Source organism: Streptomyces sp. NPDC096105 (genome assembly GCF_044763335.1).
Taxonomy (GTDB): Bacteria; Actinomycetota; Actinomycetes; order Streptomycetales; family Streptomycetaceae; genus Streptomyces.
Genome location: NZ_JBIWGC010000003.1, coordinates 354,982 through 372,978, shown reverse-complemented (window position 1 = coordinate 372,978; position 17,997 = coordinate 354,982). Strand labels below are relative to the sequence as shown.

General features: G+C 70.4%; 20 protein-coding genes. 18 read left to right on the top strand and 2 right to left on the bottom strand.

Annotated features, from left to right (window positions below; genetic code table 11):
- Positions 1-12 precede the first annotated feature (12 nt).
- The 6 genes from ACIQ8B_RS07225 (at position 13) to ACIQ8B_RS07200 (ending at position 4,449) form a co-directional block, all read left to right on the top strand.
- Positions 13-1,446: a sensor histidine kinase gene (locus ACIQ8B_RS07225; RefSeq protein ID WP_403545887.1), complete on the top strand. Its 1,434-nt coding sequence runs from the start codon at positions 13-15 to the stop codon at positions 1,444-1,446.
- Positions 1,443-2,246, top strand: a complete 804-nt coding sequence (locus tag ACIQ8B_RS07220; protein ID WP_403545885.1) for a response regulator — start codon at positions 1,443-1,445, stop codon at positions 2,244-2,246. Before ACIQ8B_RS07225 ends, ACIQ8B_RS07220 begins: the two co-directional genes overlap by 4 nt.
- Before the next feature lie 150 nt (positions 2,247-2,396).
- Positions 2,397-2,594 carry a Flp family type IVb pilin gene (locus ACIQ8B_RS07215; protein ID WP_403545883.1) on the top strand — a complete coding sequence of 66 codons (198 nt, stop codon included), beginning with the start codon at positions 2,397-2,399 and terminating at the stop codon, positions 2,592-2,594.
- Complete coding sequence (locus ACIQ8B_RS07210; RefSeq protein ID WP_403546034.1) at positions 2,591-3,205, top strand: pilus assembly protein TadG-related protein; 615 nt, start codon at positions 2,591-2,593, stop codon at positions 3,203-3,205. The genes ACIQ8B_RS07215 and ACIQ8B_RS07210 overlap by 4 nt, the downstream gene beginning before the upstream one ends.
- 33 nt (positions 3,206-3,238) lie before the next feature.
- A complete protein-coding gene (locus ACIQ8B_RS07205) occupies positions 3,239-3,826 on the top strand; it encodes a hypothetical protein (protein ID WP_403545881.1) in 588 nt (195 codons plus the stop codon).
- Positions 3,827-3,834: 8 nt separating this feature from the next.
- Positions 3,835-4,449 carry an OmpA family protein gene (locus ACIQ8B_RS07200; RefSeq protein ID WP_290008061.1) on the top strand — a complete coding sequence of 205 codons (615 nt, stop codon included), beginning with the start codon at positions 3,835-3,837 and terminating at the stop codon, positions 4,447-4,449.
- Positions 4,450-4,455: 6 nt separating this feature from the next.
- Here the strand turns inward: ACIQ8B_RS07200 and ACIQ8B_RS07195 are convergent, their stop codons facing one another.
- Positions 4,456-4,848, bottom strand: a complete 393-nt coding sequence (locus tag ACIQ8B_RS07195) for a DUF192 domain-containing protein (protein ID WP_403545879.1) — start codon at positions 4,846-4,848, stop codon at positions 4,456-4,458.
- Positions 4,849-4,957: 109 nt separating this feature from the next.
- On the opposite strand from ACIQ8B_RS07195, the gene ACIQ8B_RS07190 reads away from it, so the two are divergent.
- The 12 genes from ACIQ8B_RS07190 (at position 4,958) to ACIQ8B_RS07135 (ending at position 17,359) form a co-directional block, all read left to right on the top strand.
- Positions 4,958-5,569: a hypothetical protein gene (locus tag ACIQ8B_RS07190; protein WP_403545877.1), complete on the top strand. Its 612-nt coding sequence runs from the start codon at positions 4,958-4,960 to the stop codon at positions 5,567-5,569.
- Positions 5,570-5,592: 23 nt separating this feature from the next.
- Complete coding sequence (locus ACIQ8B_RS07185) at positions 5,593-6,234, top strand: hypothetical protein (protein ID WP_403545875.1); 642 nt, start codon at positions 5,593-5,595, stop codon at positions 6,232-6,234.
- A 47-nt stretch (positions 6,235-6,281) separates the two neighbouring features.
- The gene (locus ACIQ8B_RS07180) at positions 6,282-6,932 is read left to right on the top strand and encodes a hypothetical protein (RefSeq protein ID WP_403545873.1); all 651 of its coding nucleotides are present in this window, start codon (positions 6,282-6,284) and stop codon (positions 6,930-6,932) included.
- 130 nt (positions 6,933-7,062) lie between these two features.
- Positions 7,063-7,722, top strand: a complete 660-nt coding sequence (locus tag ACIQ8B_RS07175) for a hypothetical protein (RefSeq protein ID WP_403545871.1) — start codon at positions 7,063-7,065, stop codon at positions 7,720-7,722.
- A gap of 14 nt (positions 7,723-7,736) precedes the next feature.
- Positions 7,737-8,738 carry a hypothetical protein gene (locus ACIQ8B_RS07170; protein WP_403546032.1) on the top strand — a complete coding sequence of 334 codons (1,002 nt, stop codon included), beginning with the start codon at positions 7,737-7,739 and terminating at the stop codon, positions 8,736-8,738.
- A 72-nt stretch (positions 8,739-8,810) separates the two neighbouring features.
- Positions 8,811-9,689: an LLM class flavin-dependent oxidoreductase gene (locus tag ACIQ8B_RS07165; RefSeq protein ID WP_403545869.1), complete on the top strand. Its 879-nt coding sequence runs from the start codon at positions 8,811-8,813 to the stop codon at positions 9,687-9,689.
- Between the two features lie 86 nt (positions 9,690-9,775).
- Positions 9,776-10,630, top strand: a complete 855-nt coding sequence (locus ACIQ8B_RS07160) for a methyltransferase domain-containing protein (protein ID WP_403545867.1) — start codon at positions 9,776-9,778, stop codon at positions 10,628-10,630.
- Between the two features lie 996 nt (positions 10,631-11,626).
- On the top strand, positions 11,627-12,001 hold the full coding sequence (locus tag ACIQ8B_RS07155) for a hypothetical protein (protein ID WP_403545865.1): 375 nt from the start codon (positions 11,627-11,629) through the stop codon (positions 11,999-12,001).
- 170 nt (positions 12,002-12,171) lie between these two features.
- Complete coding sequence (locus ACIQ8B_RS07150) at positions 12,172-12,945, top strand: isoprenyl transferase (RefSeq protein WP_106412664.1); 774 nt, start codon at positions 12,172-12,174, stop codon at positions 12,943-12,945.
- Positions 12,946-13,356: 411 nt separating this feature from the next.
- Positions 13,357-14,682: a PhoH family protein gene (locus ACIQ8B_RS07145; protein WP_365414868.1), complete on the top strand. Its 1,326-nt coding sequence runs from the start codon at positions 13,357-13,359 to the stop codon at positions 14,680-14,682.
- Positions 14,683-15,117: 435 nt separating this feature from the next.
- On the top strand, positions 15,118-15,843 hold the full coding sequence (locus tag ACIQ8B_RS07140) for a transglycosylase SLT domain-containing protein (protein ID WP_106412662.1): 726 nt from the start codon (positions 15,118-15,120) through the stop codon (positions 15,841-15,843).
- Positions 15,844-15,988: 145 nt separating this feature from the next.
- Positions 15,989-17,359 carry an AI-2E family transporter gene (locus ACIQ8B_RS07135; protein WP_403545862.1) on the top strand — a complete coding sequence of 457 codons (1,371 nt, stop codon included), beginning with the start codon at positions 15,989-15,991 and terminating at the stop codon, positions 17,357-17,359.
- A 100-nt stretch (positions 17,360-17,459) separates the two neighbouring features.
- Here the strand turns inward: ACIQ8B_RS07135 and ACIQ8B_RS07130 are convergent, their stop codons facing one another.
- On the bottom strand, positions 17,460-17,993 hold the full coding sequence (locus ACIQ8B_RS07130) for an alkyl hydroperoxide reductase (protein WP_106412660.1): 534 nt from the start codon (positions 17,991-17,993) through the stop codon (positions 17,460-17,462).
- Between the last annotated feature and the right edge of the window lie 4 nt (positions 17,994-17,997).

Genomic DNA, 17,997 nt, shown 5'->3' with positions numbered 1-17,997 from the left:
GGGCGGGGTGCGATGACGACGACGAGGTCACGAACGTGGCGGCGAGGGCGCCGCCGTCCGGCTCAGCGGCGGGCGGGGACGCCGGCAGCGGTGCGCGCCCGGACCCCGCAGGGACTCACGGGAACACCCCCGGTCCCCGGCCCCGCCCGGTGGTACGCGCCCGCGCCCGCGGCTCCCCAAGAGCCGGCCGTCCCACCGGTCACGGACACCCAGCTCCAGGTGAACGCCCTCCAGGCGCTCTGCCGCCAGGCCTTCGGCTTCCGGCTCGCGATGATCGCCGTCGCCGCCCCGTCCGCCCTCCTCAACGCGGGCCCCGGCTGGGGCGTACGCCTGGTCGGCATCGCGGTCGTCGTCACCTTCATGGTGTCGTACGCCCTCTTCCGCGACTGGGAGCGCTTCGGGCCCCTCCTCCTGCGCCACCCCACCCTCCTCGCGGCCGACACCCTCTTCGGCGCCCTGCTGCTGGTCTCCGCCGGCCCCGACACCACCCTCGCCTACGTCAGCGTCTGCACCCCGCTGCTCGCGGGCCTCATCTACGGCTGGCGCGGCGCCGCCGTCTTCGCCTCGCTCCAGGGCCTGATCCTGCTGCTGGTCCACGCGGCGCTGGACAACCCGCACACGGAACCCGCCGAGACACTGATCCTGCCCGGCCTGTGCGTGATCGCGGGGGCGGTCGGTTCCAGCCTGCGCAAGCTGATGCTCCACCTCGGCGAGGCGACCCGCGCCCTGGCCGCCGTCCGGGCCCGGCTCGCCGTCACCGAGGCGGTCAGCGCCGAACGCGCGCGGCTGGCACGGGAGATGCACGACTCGGTCGCCAAGACGCTGCACGGGGTCGCCCTCGCGGCGGACGGCCTGGCCTGCTCGGCAGGCGCGGCCCGCATGGACCCGGCCCTGGTCAGACGCCAGGCGGGACTCGTGGCCCGGTCCGCGCGGAGGGCCGCGGCCGAGTCGCGCGAGCTGCTGACGGACCTGCGGAGGGAGGGGGACCCGGGCCGGGAGGTGGACGTCCTGTCCGAACTGGCGTGCGCGGTGCGGGGTTTCAGGGAACGCGGTGAGGTGCCGGTGTCGTACGGGAGGACAGGTGAAGCACCCGCCCCGCCCGTCCCCCCGACGGTGGCCCGCCAGCTCCTCTCCATCACCTCGGAGGCGCTGGAGAACGCCCACCGCCACGCACGGGCGAGCAGCATCGACGTCCGGGCCGGTGTCCAGGGCGACCTGCTGACCGTCACCGTCCGCGACGACGGCACCGGCCTCCCCGCCGACACCGACCTCGCCCGCTTACGCCGCTCGGGCCACTTCGGCCTGGTCGGCATGGCGGAACGGGCGGCCTCGGTCGGCGCACGCATCAGCTTCGGGCGGGGCGAACGGGGACGCGGCACGGAGGTCCGCCTGGAACTGCCGCTCGCGGCGGTGACGACGAGCAGTGTCCTTGGAGGCCCGCCATGACCGGTGAACCGAACCCCTTCGGGGAGGTTCCGCCCCCGGAGCCCGTCCGCGTGGTCGTGGCCGACGACAACCCCGTGGTCCGCGCGGGGCTGGCGGCGCTCCTCACCGGCCGCGAGAACGTCGAGGTGGTGGCGGAGGCGGCGGACGGCAGGGAGGCGTACGGGGCGACGCTCGCCCACGGTCCCGACGTGGTGCTCCTGGACGTCCGCATGCCAGGGGTGGACGGCCTCGCGGCCCTCCCGCACCTGGTGCCGCTGACGGCGGTCCTGATGCTGACGTACAGCGGGGAGTCGGACATCGTCCACGAGGCACTGCGGCGAGGCGCGAACGGGTACTTGGTGCACGGTGAGTTCACGCCCGACGAGCTGGTGGCGGCGGTACGGGACGCCCGGCGAGGGAGACCGCACCTGACGCCGACGGCGGCGGACACATTGCTTGCGCAACTGCGTGCGGGGAGCGCGGGAAGTGCCGTACCCGTGGCTGGTTCTGGCGGGAGTTGGTCCACCGAAGGGCGTACTTCTATGGAAAACCTTTCGCAGCTGCAACCGGATGTGGCACAGTCGGTGTCTGACAGGTCGGCATACGGGCTGAGCGCGAGGGAGGCGGAGATCATGGAGCTCATCGCGTCCGGCATGACCAACCAGCAGATCGCCGCCACCTGCTTCATCAGCGAGAAGACGGTCAAGAACCACATCAACCGCATCTTCGCGAAGCTGCACAGCACGAGCCGTTCCGAGGCCATCGCGAAGTGGCTGGGGACGGGGCGTAATTCGGCCGAGGAGGGGGTTGGCCGGTGGTGAGGCGCACGCGCACAATGCGATGGGCCCGCATTTGGGTCCGGAATTGGGCCTCGGGACCCTTCAGGGGCCTCGCCGCCCACGCGTACGGTGCCGAGGTCGACAGCGGCCCCGGGACCCAGGCCGCCACCGCGTCAGCCGGAGGGGAACACCATGGGCAACTGGATCAACACGACGGTCAGGCACCTCCAGTCCCGAGCGGCCCGTCGCGACGACCGGGGCCAGACGGCGGTGGAGTACCTGGGCATCATCGCGGTGGTGGTGGCCATTGTGCTGGCGATCACGGGGACGAATATCGGACAGACGATTTACGACGCCATCGTGAACAAGATCGACGAGCTGGTCGGCTGACCCGCCGTTGCTCTTCGACTGACGCAGGGCAGGCATTCCCCATCTACATCACGGTGGTGGGAGGCCTGCTCTTCCTGGCGTTCGCCTACCTGGCAGTCGGTCAAGCCGCAGCGAACAGAAACGGTGCCCAGACCGCCGCCGATGCGGCGGCACTCGCGGCCGCTCAGGAAAGGCGGGACCAACTGTCCGGGGCGTGGGTGGAGAACCTTCTCGACCCTGAAAAGTGGCAGGACATCTTCGACGGCATGGCGGAGGGGCTGACGCCGTCCTGCTGGCGGGCCGAGCAACTGGCCGCCAGTAACGAGGCCACGGTCCTGAGCTGCAATGCGGACGGTCTCCTCAGCTACACGGTCGAAGTGCAGACGAACAAGACAGTCGGGGACTCCATCGTGCCCGGCACCGAGACGAAGAAGTCACGGGCGACGGCCACCGCGGTGATCGAGCCGCGCTGCGGCTTTGAGCTCCCCACTGAGGAAGAGGAATCGGACGCAGAGGAAGAGCTCCCCACGCTCAGCTGCAAGGGCGGGGTCGACTGGGAGCTGGTCCCTGAGACGCCCGAGGATCTGCTGCCGAAGCCCGAGGATCTCTTCGACGTGCATCTGGCCGACTGACAGGCAAACGACGAGTGACTGAGGATGCAGGGTATGAGCGTTCGGTTCACAACGAAGGCCCGGACGGGGGCCATCGCGCTGGTTGTTGCGGCCGGACTGGCCCTCGGTCTCACCGGCTGCGGCGGAGGCGGTGACGGTGACGGTGAGGACGGAAAGCCGAAGACGTCGGCCTCTGCTTCGAAGGGTAACGCCCCCAACCCGAGTACCCAGGAGGGAACCGATGAGGCCCTGACGGAACTCCGCGGTGAGGGTGGTTTGATCCTCAAGATCACGTCGGCGACGAGAGATGCAGGTGGCTTCGTCACCGTGAGCGGGGAGTTGAAGAACGACAGCTCCGAGCCCGCGCGTGTCTCGCTCCGGGCCGCGGGAGTCGAGACGGAGATCCTCAGGCACGGGCCGTCGCTCGGCGGTGCCACGCTCGTCGACAGCGCGAGCAAGAAGCGCTACTACGTTCTGCGGGACACCGAGGGGCGTCCGCTCACCACGACGAACATGCCGCGTCTGAAGGCCGGCGAGTCGATCCCGGTGTTCATGCAGTTCCCGGCCCCACCGGCCAACTCGTCGGAGGTCACCTTCCAGTTGCCGACGTTCGCCAGCGGCACCATCCAGATCTCTGGGTGAGGCAGAGGATGACACACACGCGCCTTCTTCTCATCGGCACGCTGGCCACCCTGCTGGCCACCGGTCCGGCCGTGGCCCACGCCGACGACGGACCGAGCGTCCCCCCGGGCACGGAAGCCAGCGCCTCCGCGCCCGTGGAGCTGGACTCCAACGACCCCGACCTGAAGCTCCCGGACGGTGCCACCCTCGCGGAGCCGAAGGTGCTGGACATCAAGTCCGTCGTCGAGGACCAGAGCGGGGACGAGCGACGCGAGGACACGAACACGGATGTGAAGTTCGCCCTCCAGGCGGAAGTCCTCTTCGGCAAGGACAGCGCCAAGATCTCCGCACAGGCGAGGGCCCGCATCAGCGTCATCGCGAACGAGATCAAGACGCAGAACGCGACCCGCATCCGCGTCTTCGGCTTCACGGACGACCTGGGCTCGTCCGCCCACGGCGACGTGTTGTCCCGCAAGCGGGCCAACGCGGTGCACGGCATCCTCGAACAGGAGTTGAGCGACGCGAACATCACGTACGAGGTGCGCGGTTACGGCGAGGACTACCCGATCGCCGACAACTCGACGGAGGCCGGCCGGAAGAAGAACCGAAGGGTGGAGATCTCCTTCCCGCGAGGAGAGAACTAAGACGACTCAACCACCCTCTTGCCCCGCCACCTCCACCACGGCCCCCACGACCAGCCCCCACCGCTCCATCGCCCCCGCCTCGGCCTCGATCACATGCCGTGCCCGGACGCGTGGCCGCCCCAGCCGTCCGGGCGGCATGGTGCGCACGGCGAGGACGCGGAGCCGGCGGTCCAGGTAGGCGACGTCGATGGGCATGCGCATACGGAAGGTGTGGATGCTGTTCGCGGGGGAGAGCAACAGAGCGCCCTCCAGGCTGTCCCGCCCCAGCAGTCCCCGGGTCCGCGCCCGATAGGAGGCGGCGATCTCCAACGGCACGCGTGCGCTGACGGCTCCGTGCCGCTCCCGCACGACCAACTCCCCACGCCCGTCCCGCCACCGCACGACCGTGCCTCCCCTCACTCCCGGCGAACGTACCCCGCAGCTGGATAACGTGACCCCACGAAAGCGACGCCTCGCCCCACCGGGAGCTTCCTTGAATTGCCGTTCCGCCTTCCTCACGACCCTTGCGGTGACCACAGCCCTGACTCTGACCGCGTGCGGAAGCGACGACACCGACGCCTCGGTGAAGGGCAGCGACAAGCAGACAGAAGACGGGTCGGCCTCCCCGGCCCCGGCACCGACCGCCTCGGCTTCGAGCGGGCGCCCGACCATCACGTTCCCGTCCGACGCGAAGAACATTTTCGAGTACGAGAAGACGGGGGATGTGGCAAAGGACGCGGCGCTGCGTGACAGCACGCTGAGCGTGAACGCCGTGGACGAGGCCATTTTCAAGGGGTCGACGGATACCGAGGCCCTGGGCTTCTACAACGTGGACCGGGCGTTGAGCGGCGCGATCGACTTTGTGCTCCGGTACATCAAGGCGAACGACACATGGGTCGGGGAGACCCGGTACTTCGACTACGAGGTGAAGCTTTCCGGTGACAACAAGGCATACGTCACCTATTGCTCGGATGAGAGCAAGTCCTTCTTGAAGAACAGGAAGACCGGCAAGGTGGACGACAACCCGGCGACAGCCGACAGTTATGTGCTCTACCGCGCCGCACTCGCCAGGAACACCGAAAACGTCTGGCAGACGACGGACGTCGTCTCCGACCGAGGCAGCGAAAAGTGCCAGCCGTGAAATCACCCTGCCGGGAGCCGAACGTGAACCGCCGTCCCACCCTGCTCGCAGCGCTTGCGCTGACCGCCGCCACGGCCCTGACGTTGTCCGCGTGCGGAAGCGACGACGACAAGGCCGCGGGTGCTGACACCGGAGGCGGCAAACAGCCGGCGTCCCCGAGCACGTCGGCCGCCTCGCCCACGCAGCGCCCCCAGATCGAGCTGCCGGCGGACCTCAAGCTGACTTTCGAGGGCGGCGAGACGGGGGACCCCGTCAAGGACGCGATCCTCGCGGACAGCGCGGAACGCATGCGCGCCGTCGACGCGGTGATCACCGGGACGGACCCCGAGGGCAAGGCGCTCGCCTTCTACAACACGGGCGAAGCGCTGGAGGCCGCGCGGGACTGGGTCGACCAGTTCGAGGAGGCCGGGGCCACCCTGACGGGCGAGGCCCGCTACTACGACCGCGAAGTGACGTTGAAGGGCGAGGATTCCGCTGCCCTGGTTTTCTGTGCGGACGAGAGCAAGGGCTTCAGCAAGGACAAGGAGACCAACGAAGTCCACAAGACGCCGGTCACCAGGAACAGTTACGTGCTGTACCACACGAGGCTCGACAAGAACACCGAAGGCGTCTGGCAGACGTCCCAGATCATCTCGACCAGGGGCGCGGCTCAATGCCAGCCGTAGATAACGTGACCCCGTCAAAGCGACGCCTCGCCCCACCGGGAGCTTCCTTGAACCGCCGTTCCGCCTTCCTCACGACCCTTGCCGTGATCGCAGCCGTGCCCTTGACCGGGTGCGGCGGCGAGGGCACCGACGCTCCGGCGAAGGGCAGCGACAAGGCGGCGGAAGTTGAGGAACCGACTCCACCGGCAACGTCGGCGGCTCCGGCGTCGGACGGCCGCCCGGAGATCAAACTTCCCGACGACCTCTCCTACACCTTCGACTGGCCGAAGACCGGTGACAAGGAGAAGGACGCGGTTCTGTCGGACAGTGAGCAGTCCATCAAGGCGGTGGACTTGGCGATCGTCAACCAGAACGCGCTCGACGAGGCGTACCTCTACTACTACGAGGGCGAAGCCGCCGCCACCACGCAGCAATTCGTCCAGAACTACGTGGACCACAAGGCCAGCCTCACTGGCTCCTACCGCTTCTACGTGCCCGAAGTGAACGTCGACCAGGATGGCACGGCATCCCTCAGCTACTGCGAGGACCAGGGCAGGGCTTATGCGAAGTACCTCAAGACCGGCAAGGTCGAGAAGACCGAGGTGACGGCCAAGAGCTACGTGGTCTACCACACGTTGTTGAAGAAGGACGAAGCCAAGGGCGTGTGGGTGGTCCAGAAGATCGCCTCGCAGGCCGGAAGCGCCAGGTGTCAGTCCTGACGTAGAGCGGCCGTGTCCCAATTCGGTATTGGCTGTGTTGCAGTTGACCCGTTCGCTCTGGTGCCGCACTGCGTGCGCTGGGTAGCGTTGGCGCGCTGATGTAGACGCCTCGCCCCACCGGGAGCCGACTGTGAACCGCCGTCCTACCCTGCTCGCAGCGCTCGCGCTGACCGCCACCGCGGCCCTGACGCTGTCCGCGTGCGGAAGCGACGACGACTCTCCCGCGAAGGACAGCGACAAGATCGCGGGAGCCGACACAGGCGACAAGAAGTCGGCGTCGCCGAGTGCTTCGACTTCCGCTTCGGCGGATCGACCGAAGATTCAGCTGCCGTCGGACGTGACTTACAAGTTCGAGTGGCCGAAAACGGGTGACGAGGACAAGGACGCCATCCTTAGCGACTCGGAGCAGCGGATCAAAGCTGTTGACATGGCCATCGCAGAGCAGGACCCGCTCCACGAGGCCTACCGTTTCTACACCGAGGGAACGGCTGCCGCGGGCAGCGAGGAGTTCATTCAGGAGTTCGTCGACCACAAGGCCCGCACGACAGGCTTCACACGCTTTTACGATGCGAGCGTGACGGTCAACAAGGACGGTACAGCCGCGCTGGTGTACTGCGAGGACCAGGGCAAGGCGTTCAACAAGTTCCTCGAGACCGGCAAGATCAACGTGACACCGGTGACCAAGAACTCCTACGTCATCTATGCAGCCACGCTGCGCAAGAACAAGAACGGTGTGTGGGTAACTGAGCGTCTGACCTCGCAGAGGGGGAGCGAGAAGTGTCAGCCTTGATCAAGGGCAAGCATCTGCTGATAGCCGGGGGACTCGCCACTGCGATTCTCGCCGGCACCACGCCCGCGTACGCCGAGACGGGGTTCGGCGGAAGTACGAACGGAGGCGGGGACGCCAACCTCAGCGACGACGGCACCCTCTCCGTCTCCGCCGGAGGCGTCCGTTTCGACCACTCCAAGAACGGCAAGGGCGGCAAGGTCGGCGCGCTCACGTCGAGTACCTCGTGGTCGCCTCCGCCCTGCTGGTACGCGCCCAAGTACTCCCCGGAGGAACTGCAGGCCTACCTGGAGCCGATCTGGGAGGCCGGGTCGACCGGGCACGAGTGGGACAACGAGCAGCGGAAGAAGTACACGGACCCCGACGACCCCGAGAAGGACTTCAACAAGCACAAGTCCGGCAAGGGCTACTGGTGGGGCTCGTACGTCGACAAGAGCTTCCCGCCGGGCTGGGACTCCTGCAAGAGGGACTACTTCTGGGTGGACCAGGGCGACCCGCCGCCCGCGAACATCGAGAACGCCGTCACGCCCGAGCTCCTCGCCGAACTCGCCTACTCCGAGATCCGCGTCCCCGGCACCGAGGTGACCCTCGCCCCCGCGCAGGCGACCAAGGTGAACCTCCCGACCTGGTCGTGGCTGGACGGCGCCGAGTTCCAGCCGGTGTCGGTCACCGCGTCCGTGCCGGAGATCGGCATCTACGCGACCGCCACGGCGGAGCCGGTCTCGCTGAAGATCCAGCCCGGCACTCCGGACGCCGAGACGTACCCCGCCTCCGGCGTCTGCGAGATCGACAACGGCCGCATCGGTGAGCCCTACGCCAAGGGCAAGGCGAACCGGACGCCCCCGTGCGGCGTGAAGTACCTCCGTTCCTCGGGCGACGGCACCTTCCCGCTGCAGGCGACGGTCACGTGGGAGGTCCACTGGACCGGCTCCGGTGGCGCGGGCGGCGACCTGCCCGACGGTGAGTTCGGAGCGACCCAGGACGTCGTCGTCCAGGAGATCCAGGCCGTCAACCGCTGACCACACCCCCACGTGCGGGCTCGCCCCGGCAAAGGTTTGCCGGGGCGGGCCGGCGTGGGTAGGTACACCCGCATGACCACGACACTCGGTGCGGTGTTCCGCCCCCAGCTCGCCCCCGAGCGGCTTCGCTCCGTCGTGCGGGCGGCCGACACAGCCGGGCTCGACGAGCTCTGGCTGTGGGAGGACTGCTTCCGGGAGGGCGGCATCTCCACCGGCGCCGCCGCCCTCGCGTGGAGCGAGCGCCTGCGCGTCGGCATCGGGCTGTTGCCCGTCCCGCTGCGGAACGTCGCCGTCACCGCCATGGAGGCCGCCTCCCTGCACCGGATGTTCCCGGGCCGGCCGGTCCTCGGTGTCGGGCACGGCGTGCAGGACTGGATGGGGCAGGTCGGCGCGCGCGCCGCGTCGCCCCTCACCCTGCTCCGGGAGCATCTGCTCGCCCTCCGCGCCCTGCTGGCCGGCGAGACGGTCACGGCCAAGGGCCGGTACGTCACCCTCGACGGCGTCGCGCTCGACTGGCCCCCGCCCGGCCCCGTCGACGTCCTGGCCGGCGGTATGGGCCCCCGTACCGTACGGCTCACCGGGGAGGCCGCCGACGGCACCATCCTCACCGCCGACACCTCCGCCGACGGCGTCCGGCAGGCACGCCGGCTCATCGAGGAGGGACGGGTCGCGGCGGGGCGTGACCCGGCCGGTCACCGGGTCGTCGTCTATCTGCTGACCGCGACCGGCGACGGCGCGCGCGAGCGGCTGCGGGCCGAGCTGGTCGCCGAGGGGCACGGCGCCGACGCCGAGCTCGGGGTTGCCGGGGACGCCCGCGCCGTCGCCGAGGCTGTGCGGCGGCTGGCCGAGGCGGGCGCCGACTCGGTCGTCCTCCAGCCGACCGGCGACGAACCCGACCCGGAGGGCTTCGTGCGCTTCGCCGCAGAGGAGGTACGGCCCCTCGTGGTATGAACCCACGGGCGCGCGGGGCGGGGCGGCGCGGGGCGGGGCGGGAAAAGCGCGCGACGGCCGGCCCCGCGTTCGGGCATCCTCGCCACATGCCCCGTCCCCGGCCCCGGCCACGACCCCGTACCCGCCCCCGCACGTTCGACGAACTCCTCGCCGAGGGCGCCTCCGTGCCCACCGAGGGGTGGGACTTCTCCTGGTTCGAGGGGCGCGCCGTCGAGGCGCGTCCCTCCTGGGGGTACGCCACCACCCTGGCCGGCCGGCTGGGCTCGGTGGACGGGCCCGTGCTCGACGTGCAGACCGGCGGGGGAGAGGTCCTCGCGTTCGCCCTCGGCCGGGCTCGGGGACGGCCCCCGCTCGTCGTCGCCACCGAGGGCTGGCCGCCCAACGTCCGCAAGGCCGCGCGGACGCTCCGGCCGTACGGCGCCGCCCTCGTCGCGGCGGCCGAGGCCGCGCCGCTGCCGTTCGCCGACGGTTCGTTCTCCCTCGTCGTCAGTCGGCACCCCGTCCGGCCGCACTGGCACGAGATCGCCCGGGTGCTCGAGCCCGGCGGCGCCTACCTCGCCCAGCACGTGGGGCCCGCCAGCGCCTTCGAACTCGTCGACTTCTTCCTCGGTCCGCAGCCCGAGGAGAGCCGTACCGCGCGCGATCCGGAGCGGGAGCGGCGGGACGCCGAGGCGGCCGGGCTCGAGGTCGTGGAGCTGCGGGCCGAGCGGCTGCGCATGGAGTTCTTCGACATCGCCGCGGTGGTGCACTTCCTGCGCAAGGTGATCTGGATGGTCCCCGGCTTCACCGTCGAGGAGTACCGGCCGAGGCTGCGGGAGCTGCACGAGCGGATCGAGGCCGAGGGCTCCTTCGCGGCCCACAGCTCGCGTCACCTCGTCGAGGCGCGCAGGCCGGGCGGTCCGGGCGGTGCGGAGGCCGCCGCATCCGGTCGACGCGCGTAGTTGCCGCATCGTTATGGGTGGGGGTCTGGTTCCGGCAACGGCCCATCACTTAGGTTCGGACCAAGTTGATTCGCGTCAGCAAAGCTGCGCGGAAGGGTCACCGCGCAGTGGAGGGGGCTGCGCGGCGCCCGCACCACCCGCATCGCCCGTCTCTCCTTTTCCGTCGCCCGCCTCCCCTCCCGTCGCCCCGCCTCCCCTCCCGTCGCCCCGCCTCCGGGTCAAGCCGGAGCCGCCGCCGGGGTCACCCGTCGGGGGGACAGCCGGAAGAGTGACCGGAAAGGTGCGGGGTTGGTGTCACACCCTGCACAGAGTCCCCACAGCGCTCCCTCAGCGCTCGTTCTCCGCGTGTTTTCGCTGGGTTCCGGCCAGGAGAGACCCCTGAAACGGCCCCTCCGAGGGCATCCAGGCGTCGCCGGGCGGTTCCGGAGAGTAGTTGTGCCGCGCCGATGCACGCAGCATCACTTACGAAGGGTTATGGTGGAAACCCCCCCTCGGGCCGGTCCGTCTCCCCCCCACGGACCGGCCCGTTTCTCTTGCCCGCCGTCTCGCGCCGGCGCACCCCGCCCGCGACGGCTCCCTCGGGCTCCTCCGGCTCCTCCGGCTCCTTCCGGCCTCTTCGCCCCCTCCGCGGTCTCCTCCGGCCCCTCCCGCAGCCCGCTGGCCAGAGTCCCGGCATGTCGAACGAGCATCCGACACCGTCCCCTCAGCAGCCTCCTGGCGGCCCCGGCCCCTACGGACCGCCGCCCGCTCAGCCCCTGGGGGCAGTCGCCCGGCCCGGCGTACCCGTCGTGTCCGTACCCGTCGTACCCCTCCTCCTCCACGCCCCCCGGCCCCCGGCCGCCGTACCCCGCGCAGCCCGGAGCCCCGTCGCCCTACGGCCAACCCGTCGCCCAGCCGTACGCGCAGCCCGGCGCCCACCCCTACGGCCACCCCGGCGCTCACCCCTACGGATGGCCCGGCGTCGCGCCTTGGCCGGGGAGCGCCGGGCCCGTCGGCATGCCCGGCCCCGTCCGCGCCGCGCAGATCGTGATCTTCGTGACGTTCGGCATCGCCGTGCTGCTGACCGTCCTGGTCGCCGCCGGTGCGGGAGCGGAGGAGGCGGGGCGGTTCTTCAGCACGTACCTGATGACCGCCGTGCTGTTCGTGCTGGCGTTCCGGTTCCCGAAGGCGGGCAGCGGCGTGCGCGTGGCCTCGTTGGCGCTGGCCTCCGCGCAGATCCTCTTCGCGCTCGGCGCGGCGGGACGGGGTGTCCCGCTCGGCATCCTGCCGCTCGGTTCCGCCGTCGCCGTCCTGGTGCTGCTCTGCGGGAAGCCCGCGCAGTACTGGTTCCGGCGGCACCAGGCAAACGGCGTGCCACCGCAGTACAGCTGACAAAGCGCCCCACCCCGGACGTTGGGGACCCCCGCCCCGGCGGGGGTACGCTTCGCCTCTGGGGACCGCCATCCGGGCAGGGACCGCCCGCGGCCGAGACCGGGCCGCTTGCCGCGCGACGCGGCGGGGTGCCGCGCCTGTCCGATCCGCACGGAGGGGCTGACGATCACGTGAACCTGCGCGACAAGCTGCGGAGCCTGCTGGTCAGGCTGTACGCACGCCGGGTGGAAGGTCACCTGGACACCGCTCAGGTGCCCAAGCACATCGGCGTCATCATGGACGGCAACCGCCGCTGGGCGAAGGCCGCGGGGTCCAGCACCGTGCACGGCCACCGGGCCGGCGCCGACAAGATCGAGGAGTTCCTCGGCTGGTGCAGCGAGACGGACGTCGAGGTGGTCACCCTGTGGCTGCTGTCGACGGACAACTTCGACCGGCCCGAGGAGGAACTCGTCCCGCTCCTCGGCATCATCGAGGACGTGGTGCGCACGCTCGCCGCCGACGGCCGCTGGCGGGTCCACCACGTGGGCACCCTCGATCTGCTGCCCTCCGGGATGCAGACCGTCCTGAAGGAGGCCGAGGCGGCCACCGCGCACGTCGACGGGATAGTCGTCAACGTGGCCATCGGGTACGGCGGACGCCAGGAGATCGCCGACGCCGTGCGCTCCATGCTCCTCGAGGCCCACGACAAGGGCGTTTCGATGGATGAGCTCGCCGAGTCCGTGGACGTCGACATGATCGGACGTCACCTCTACACCAAGGCGCAGCCCGATCCGGACCTCGTCATCCGCACCAGCGGCGAACAGCGGCTGTCCGGATTCATGCTGTGGCAGACGGCCCATTCGGAGTACTACTTCTGCGAGGTCTTCTGGCCGGCCTTCCGCAAGGTGGACTTCCTGCGCGCGCTGCGCGACTACGCCGCACGCCACCGGCGCTTCGGCGGCTGACCGCCGTACCCGCCGTACCCGCTCCACCGGGCGCCACCGCGTACGGTCATCGCGCGCCGGCGCGTATCACCCCGCATCACCCTGACACGCCCCCCCACCACTTCCGCACCATCCTTGGGTCACCGGGCGTCACGCGCCGTTCACCTGCGTGCCGTCAGGGGTCGTGGCATGGCGGCGCTTGTTCAAGGGCATAACTGAGTCAGGTCGACGCCCGAACCACGGGTGTCGTATCTCAGCGGACGGCACGGGTGCCGTCCGCCCGGGAGGCCCTTTGCACCAGCCCGACCGTGCGGTCACGGCACGGAAGAAGCGGCGGAGGGCCGGTTCTCGGCCCGCTGTGCATCGCGGCCGTCGACCGGTCCAGCTCCGCCTCGTCGCTCCCCGACCTCATCCGAGGGGGTTCGTCCTTCCGTGGTGACCAGCGCAAAGCGCCACAAGCCCGACCGGCGCACCTACGTTCTCGACACCAGCGTCCTGCTGGCCGACCCCCATGCCCCGTCCCGCTTCGACGAGCACGAGGTCGTGCTCCCCGTCGTCGTGGTGACCGAGCTGGAGGCCAAGCGGAACCATCCCGAGCTCGGCTACTTCGCCCGCCAGGCCCTGCGCCTGCTGGACGACTACCGGGTGCGGTACGGCCGTCTCGACGCCCCCATCCCGACCGGGGACCTCGGCGGAACCCTGCGGGTCGAGCTCAACCACTCGGACCCCAGCGTGCTGCCCAGCGGCTACCGCCTGGGGGACAACGACTCCCGCATCCTCGCGGTCGCCCGCAATCTGCAGGCCGAGGGGTTCGACGTCACCGTGGTGTCGAAGGACCTCCCGCTCAGGATCAAGGCGTCCTCCGTCGGCCTCCTCGCCGAGGAGTACCGCGCGGAGCTCGCCATCACCGACTCCTCCGGCTGGACCGGAATGTCCGAGCTGACCCTGCCCGGCGAGCAGGTGGACATCCTCTTCGAGGAAGGCCACGTGTACGTGCCCGAGGCCGCGGACCTGCCCGTGCACACCGGTCTGACCATCCAGTCCGAGCGCGGTAAGGCCCTCGGCCGGGTCACCGCCGAGGGCAACGTCCGCCTGGTGCGCGGCGACCGGGAGGCGTTCGGCATCAAGGGCCGCAGCGCCGAGCAGCGGATCGCGCTCGACCTGCTGCTCGACCCGGATGTCGGGATCGTGTCCATGGGCGGCCGGGCCGGCACCGGCAAGTCGGCGCTCGCGCTGTGCGCGGGCCTGGAGGCCGTGCTGGAGCGGCGGCAGCACCAGAAGGTGATGGTCTTCCGGCCGCTGTACGCGGTGGGCGGACAGGAGCTGGGCTATCTGCCCGGCACCGAGGCCGAGAAGATGAGCCCCTGGGCCCAGGCCGTGTTCGACACGCTGTCGGCGGTCACCAGCCGGGAGGTCATCGAGGAGGTCACCGCGCGCGGCATGCTGGAGGTCCTGCCGCTCACCCACATCCGGGGCCGCTCGCTGCACGACGCGTTCGTCATCGTGGACGAGGCCCAGTCCCTCGAGCGGAACGTCCTGTTGACCGTTCTGTCCCGGATCGGGGCCAATTCCCGGGTCGTCCTGACGCACGACGTGGCGCAGCGGGACAACCTGCGGGTCGGCCGGTACGACGGTGTGGTCGCCGTCGTCGAGAAACTGAAGGGGCATCCGCTGTTCGCCCACGTGACCCTGAACCGGTCCGAGAGGTCCCAGATCGCGGCCCTCGTGACCGAAATGCTCGAAGACGGTCACATCTGACCCTCGCGTCCCGACGCGAGTCGGTGACGCGGTAGTTGGCGCCGTCCGGGAAAGGCGTAGAGCCTAGCCGGGCGGCGTCGGCGCGTGTGCGGCTTTCCGGTGATCCCTGGGGGCGAACGACATGTGAGCTTTCACACGCGACAGAGAATTGCCTCGCGCCACTCGGTTACGGCAGAGTCTCACTCCTGTCAGGCCCCGCATACGACACAGTTGTGCCCCTCGGGGGTGCCCCCCGGGCCGTCAAGGCGGCGGGGGAGGCACACAACCGCACAGGAACACCCTTTCAACTCCATAGCGTCGTCGTATGCCGCCCGAGCACCACGCGGCGCTCCTGCCGAAGGAGTTGCCCACCGGGCCCGTGCCTTCCGTGACCCGTAGTTGGGGAGGCCAGTGTCAGGGGCACGATTGCGTCCGCGAGGGTCACCGAAGCGGGCGATGCTGGAAGGAAACCGTGTGAGCCGGATCTCGGTCCGGGGATTCGCAGTGGCCTCGGCCACGGCGGTCACCGCTGTCGGAAGCGTCGTCGGCGTTGCCTCGGGCAGCACCGCAGCGCAGAACAACGACGCCGAAGCGACGGCAGCCGGCACCACGCTGCTCGCGGACATCCCCGCGGGGGAGCAGGCGCAGGTGCAGACCGCGTCGCTGACGCAGCAGGCCCAGACGATGGCCATCGCCGCGGACGCGACCGCCAAGAAGGACGCGGAGGAGGCAGCCCGCAAGGCCGCCGCCAAGACCGCGATCGCGAAGAAGAAGGCAGCCGAGAAGGCCGAGCAGGCCAAGCGCGACGCCCAGGAGCGCGAGCAGGCCGAGAAGGCCGCCAGCCGTTCCGCCGCGCGTGACGCGTCCTCCTTCGCGGTCCAGGCCTCCTACTCGGTCGCCGAGGTCCAGGCCATGGCCCGCCAGATGGTGCCCGCCGACCAGTTCCAGTGCTTCAGCAACATCGTGGAGCGCGAGTCCACCTGGAACTACCAGGCCACCAACCCCTCCTCCGGCGCCTACGGCCTCGTGCAGGCCCTGCCGGGCTCCAAGATGGCCTCCGCCGGCGCCGACTGGCAGACCAACCCGGCCACCCAGATCAAGTGGGGCCTCAACTACATGGACAGCCGCTACGGCAGCCCGTGCGGCGCCTGGGAGTTCTGGCAGGCCAACCACTGGTACTAGGTCCGCGGACCCGTCCGTCGCCACGAGGCGCGCTCGACTCCGGCACAGCCCCGCACCGTCCTACGGTGCGGGGCTTTCGCCCTGTACCGTCTGACCGACGGCTCCAGGGGGACTGGTGGGGAGAAACGGGGGAAGAGGACGGATCATGTCGCGACTGCCAGGGTGGCTCGGCCGGGTCGGAGCCGGACTGACGAAGGTCGGCAAGCGGCTGGAGGAGCGCCGCGCCGAAGTCACGGGCGAGCGGGGGCCGGACGACGACTTCGCGCGCCCCGCCGCCGACCCTGACCGGCCGCCCCCGCCTCCTGAGTACACCCAGGTCGTCCTCCCGGTGCGCCCCGACCCGGCGCAGGCCGTGCCCTGGGGCGTCCGGGTCGCCGCCGAGGCCGGCTGGCGCCTGCTGGTGCTCGCGGGCACCGTCTGGGTGCTGATGCGCATCATCAGCGCCGTCCAACTGGTGGTGCTGGCGTTCGTCGCCTCGCTGCTCATCACCGCGCTGCTCCAGCCCACGGTCGCCCGGCTGCGGCGGCTCGGGGTGCCGCGCGGACCGGCCACCGTGCTGACCGCGCTGTTCGGCTTCGTCGTCATGGGACTCATCGGCTGGTTCGTGACCTGGCAGGTCATGGAGAACATCGACACCCTCGCCGACCAGATCCAGGACGGCATCGACGAACTGCGCAACTGGCTGCTCAACAGCCCGTTCCACGTCACCGACAAGCAGATCAACGAGATCGCCAAGAACCTGCGCGAGGCGGTCGGCGCCAACACCGAGCAGATCACCTCGGCGGGCCTGGAGGGCGTGACGGTCGTCGTCGAGGCGCTCACCGGCCTGCTGCTGGCGCTCTTCTCGACGCTGTTCCTGCTCTACGACGGCAAGCGGATCTGGCAGTGGTCGCTCAAGCTGGTCCCGGCCGTGGCCCGTCCGGGCGTCGCCGGTGCCGGCCCGGTCGCCTGGCGCACGCTCACCGCGTACGTGCGCGGCACGGTGGTCGTGGCACTGATCGACGCCATCTTCATCGGCCTCGGCATCTACTTCCTCGACGTGCCGCTGGCGGTGCCGCTCGCCGTCTTCATCTTCCTGTTCTCGTTCATCCCCCTCGTGGGCGCGGTGGTGTCCGGCGCGCTGGCCGTGGTCGTCGCGCTGGTCACCCAGGGCGTGTTCACCGGTGTGATGACGCTCGTGGTGGTGCTGGCGGTCCAGCAGATCGAGGGCCACATCCTGCAGCCGTTCATCCTCGGGCGCGCGGTGCGGGTCCATCCGCTCGCGGTGGTGCTGGCCGTCGCCACCGGCGGCCTCGTCGCGGGCATCGGGGGCGCGGTGGTCGCCGTGCCGCTCGTCGCGGTCGCCAACACCGTCGTGGGCTATCTGCGGGCGTACTCCCACGAGGCGGCCCTCGTGCAGTCGCCCCGGCCGCGTGGCGCCACGGCCATGTCCGCGCCGGACGCCCCGCCCCCGGCGCATCCCGAACCGCTGCCCACGGAAGCGGAGTCCGACCGGCCCCAGGGACCCGCGGACTGACGTCCGTTCCGCGCGGGGTCCCGGAACGGCGACGGGCCCGTCCACCCCCGGAGGGTGGACGGGCCCGTGGCACGCGGGTGACGGGGCGGACGCGGAGGCGTTACTCCGCGAGCACCGCCTCGGCGTCGAGGGTCGCGGCGACGGCCTGGACCACCGCGGCGATCTTGAACGCCTCCTGGATGACGTCACGGTCCACGCCGGCCTTGCGCAGCACCTGCTCGTGCGAGTCCAGGCACATGCCGCAGCCGTTGATCGCGGACACGGCGAAGGACCAGTACTCGAAGTCGACCTTGTCGACGCCCGGGTTGCCGATGACGTTCATCCGCAGGCCGGCCCGCAGGTTGCCGTACTCGTGGTCCGACAGCAGGTGGCGGGTGCGGTAGAAGACGTTGTTCATCGCCATCACCGCGGCGGCGGCCTTGGCGGCCGTGTACGCCTCCGGCGACAGGTTCGCCTTCGCCTCCGGCTCCAGCTCGCGCAGCACGATCGGGGAGCGCGAGGCGATGGCGGTCGCCAGCACCGTGCCCCAGAGCTGCTGGGCGGACAGGTCGGAGTTGCCGATGACCGAACCCAGGTTGAGCTTCAGGTCCTTGGCGTAGTCCGGTATGCGGGACTTCAGGGAGTCGAGGGACACGTCA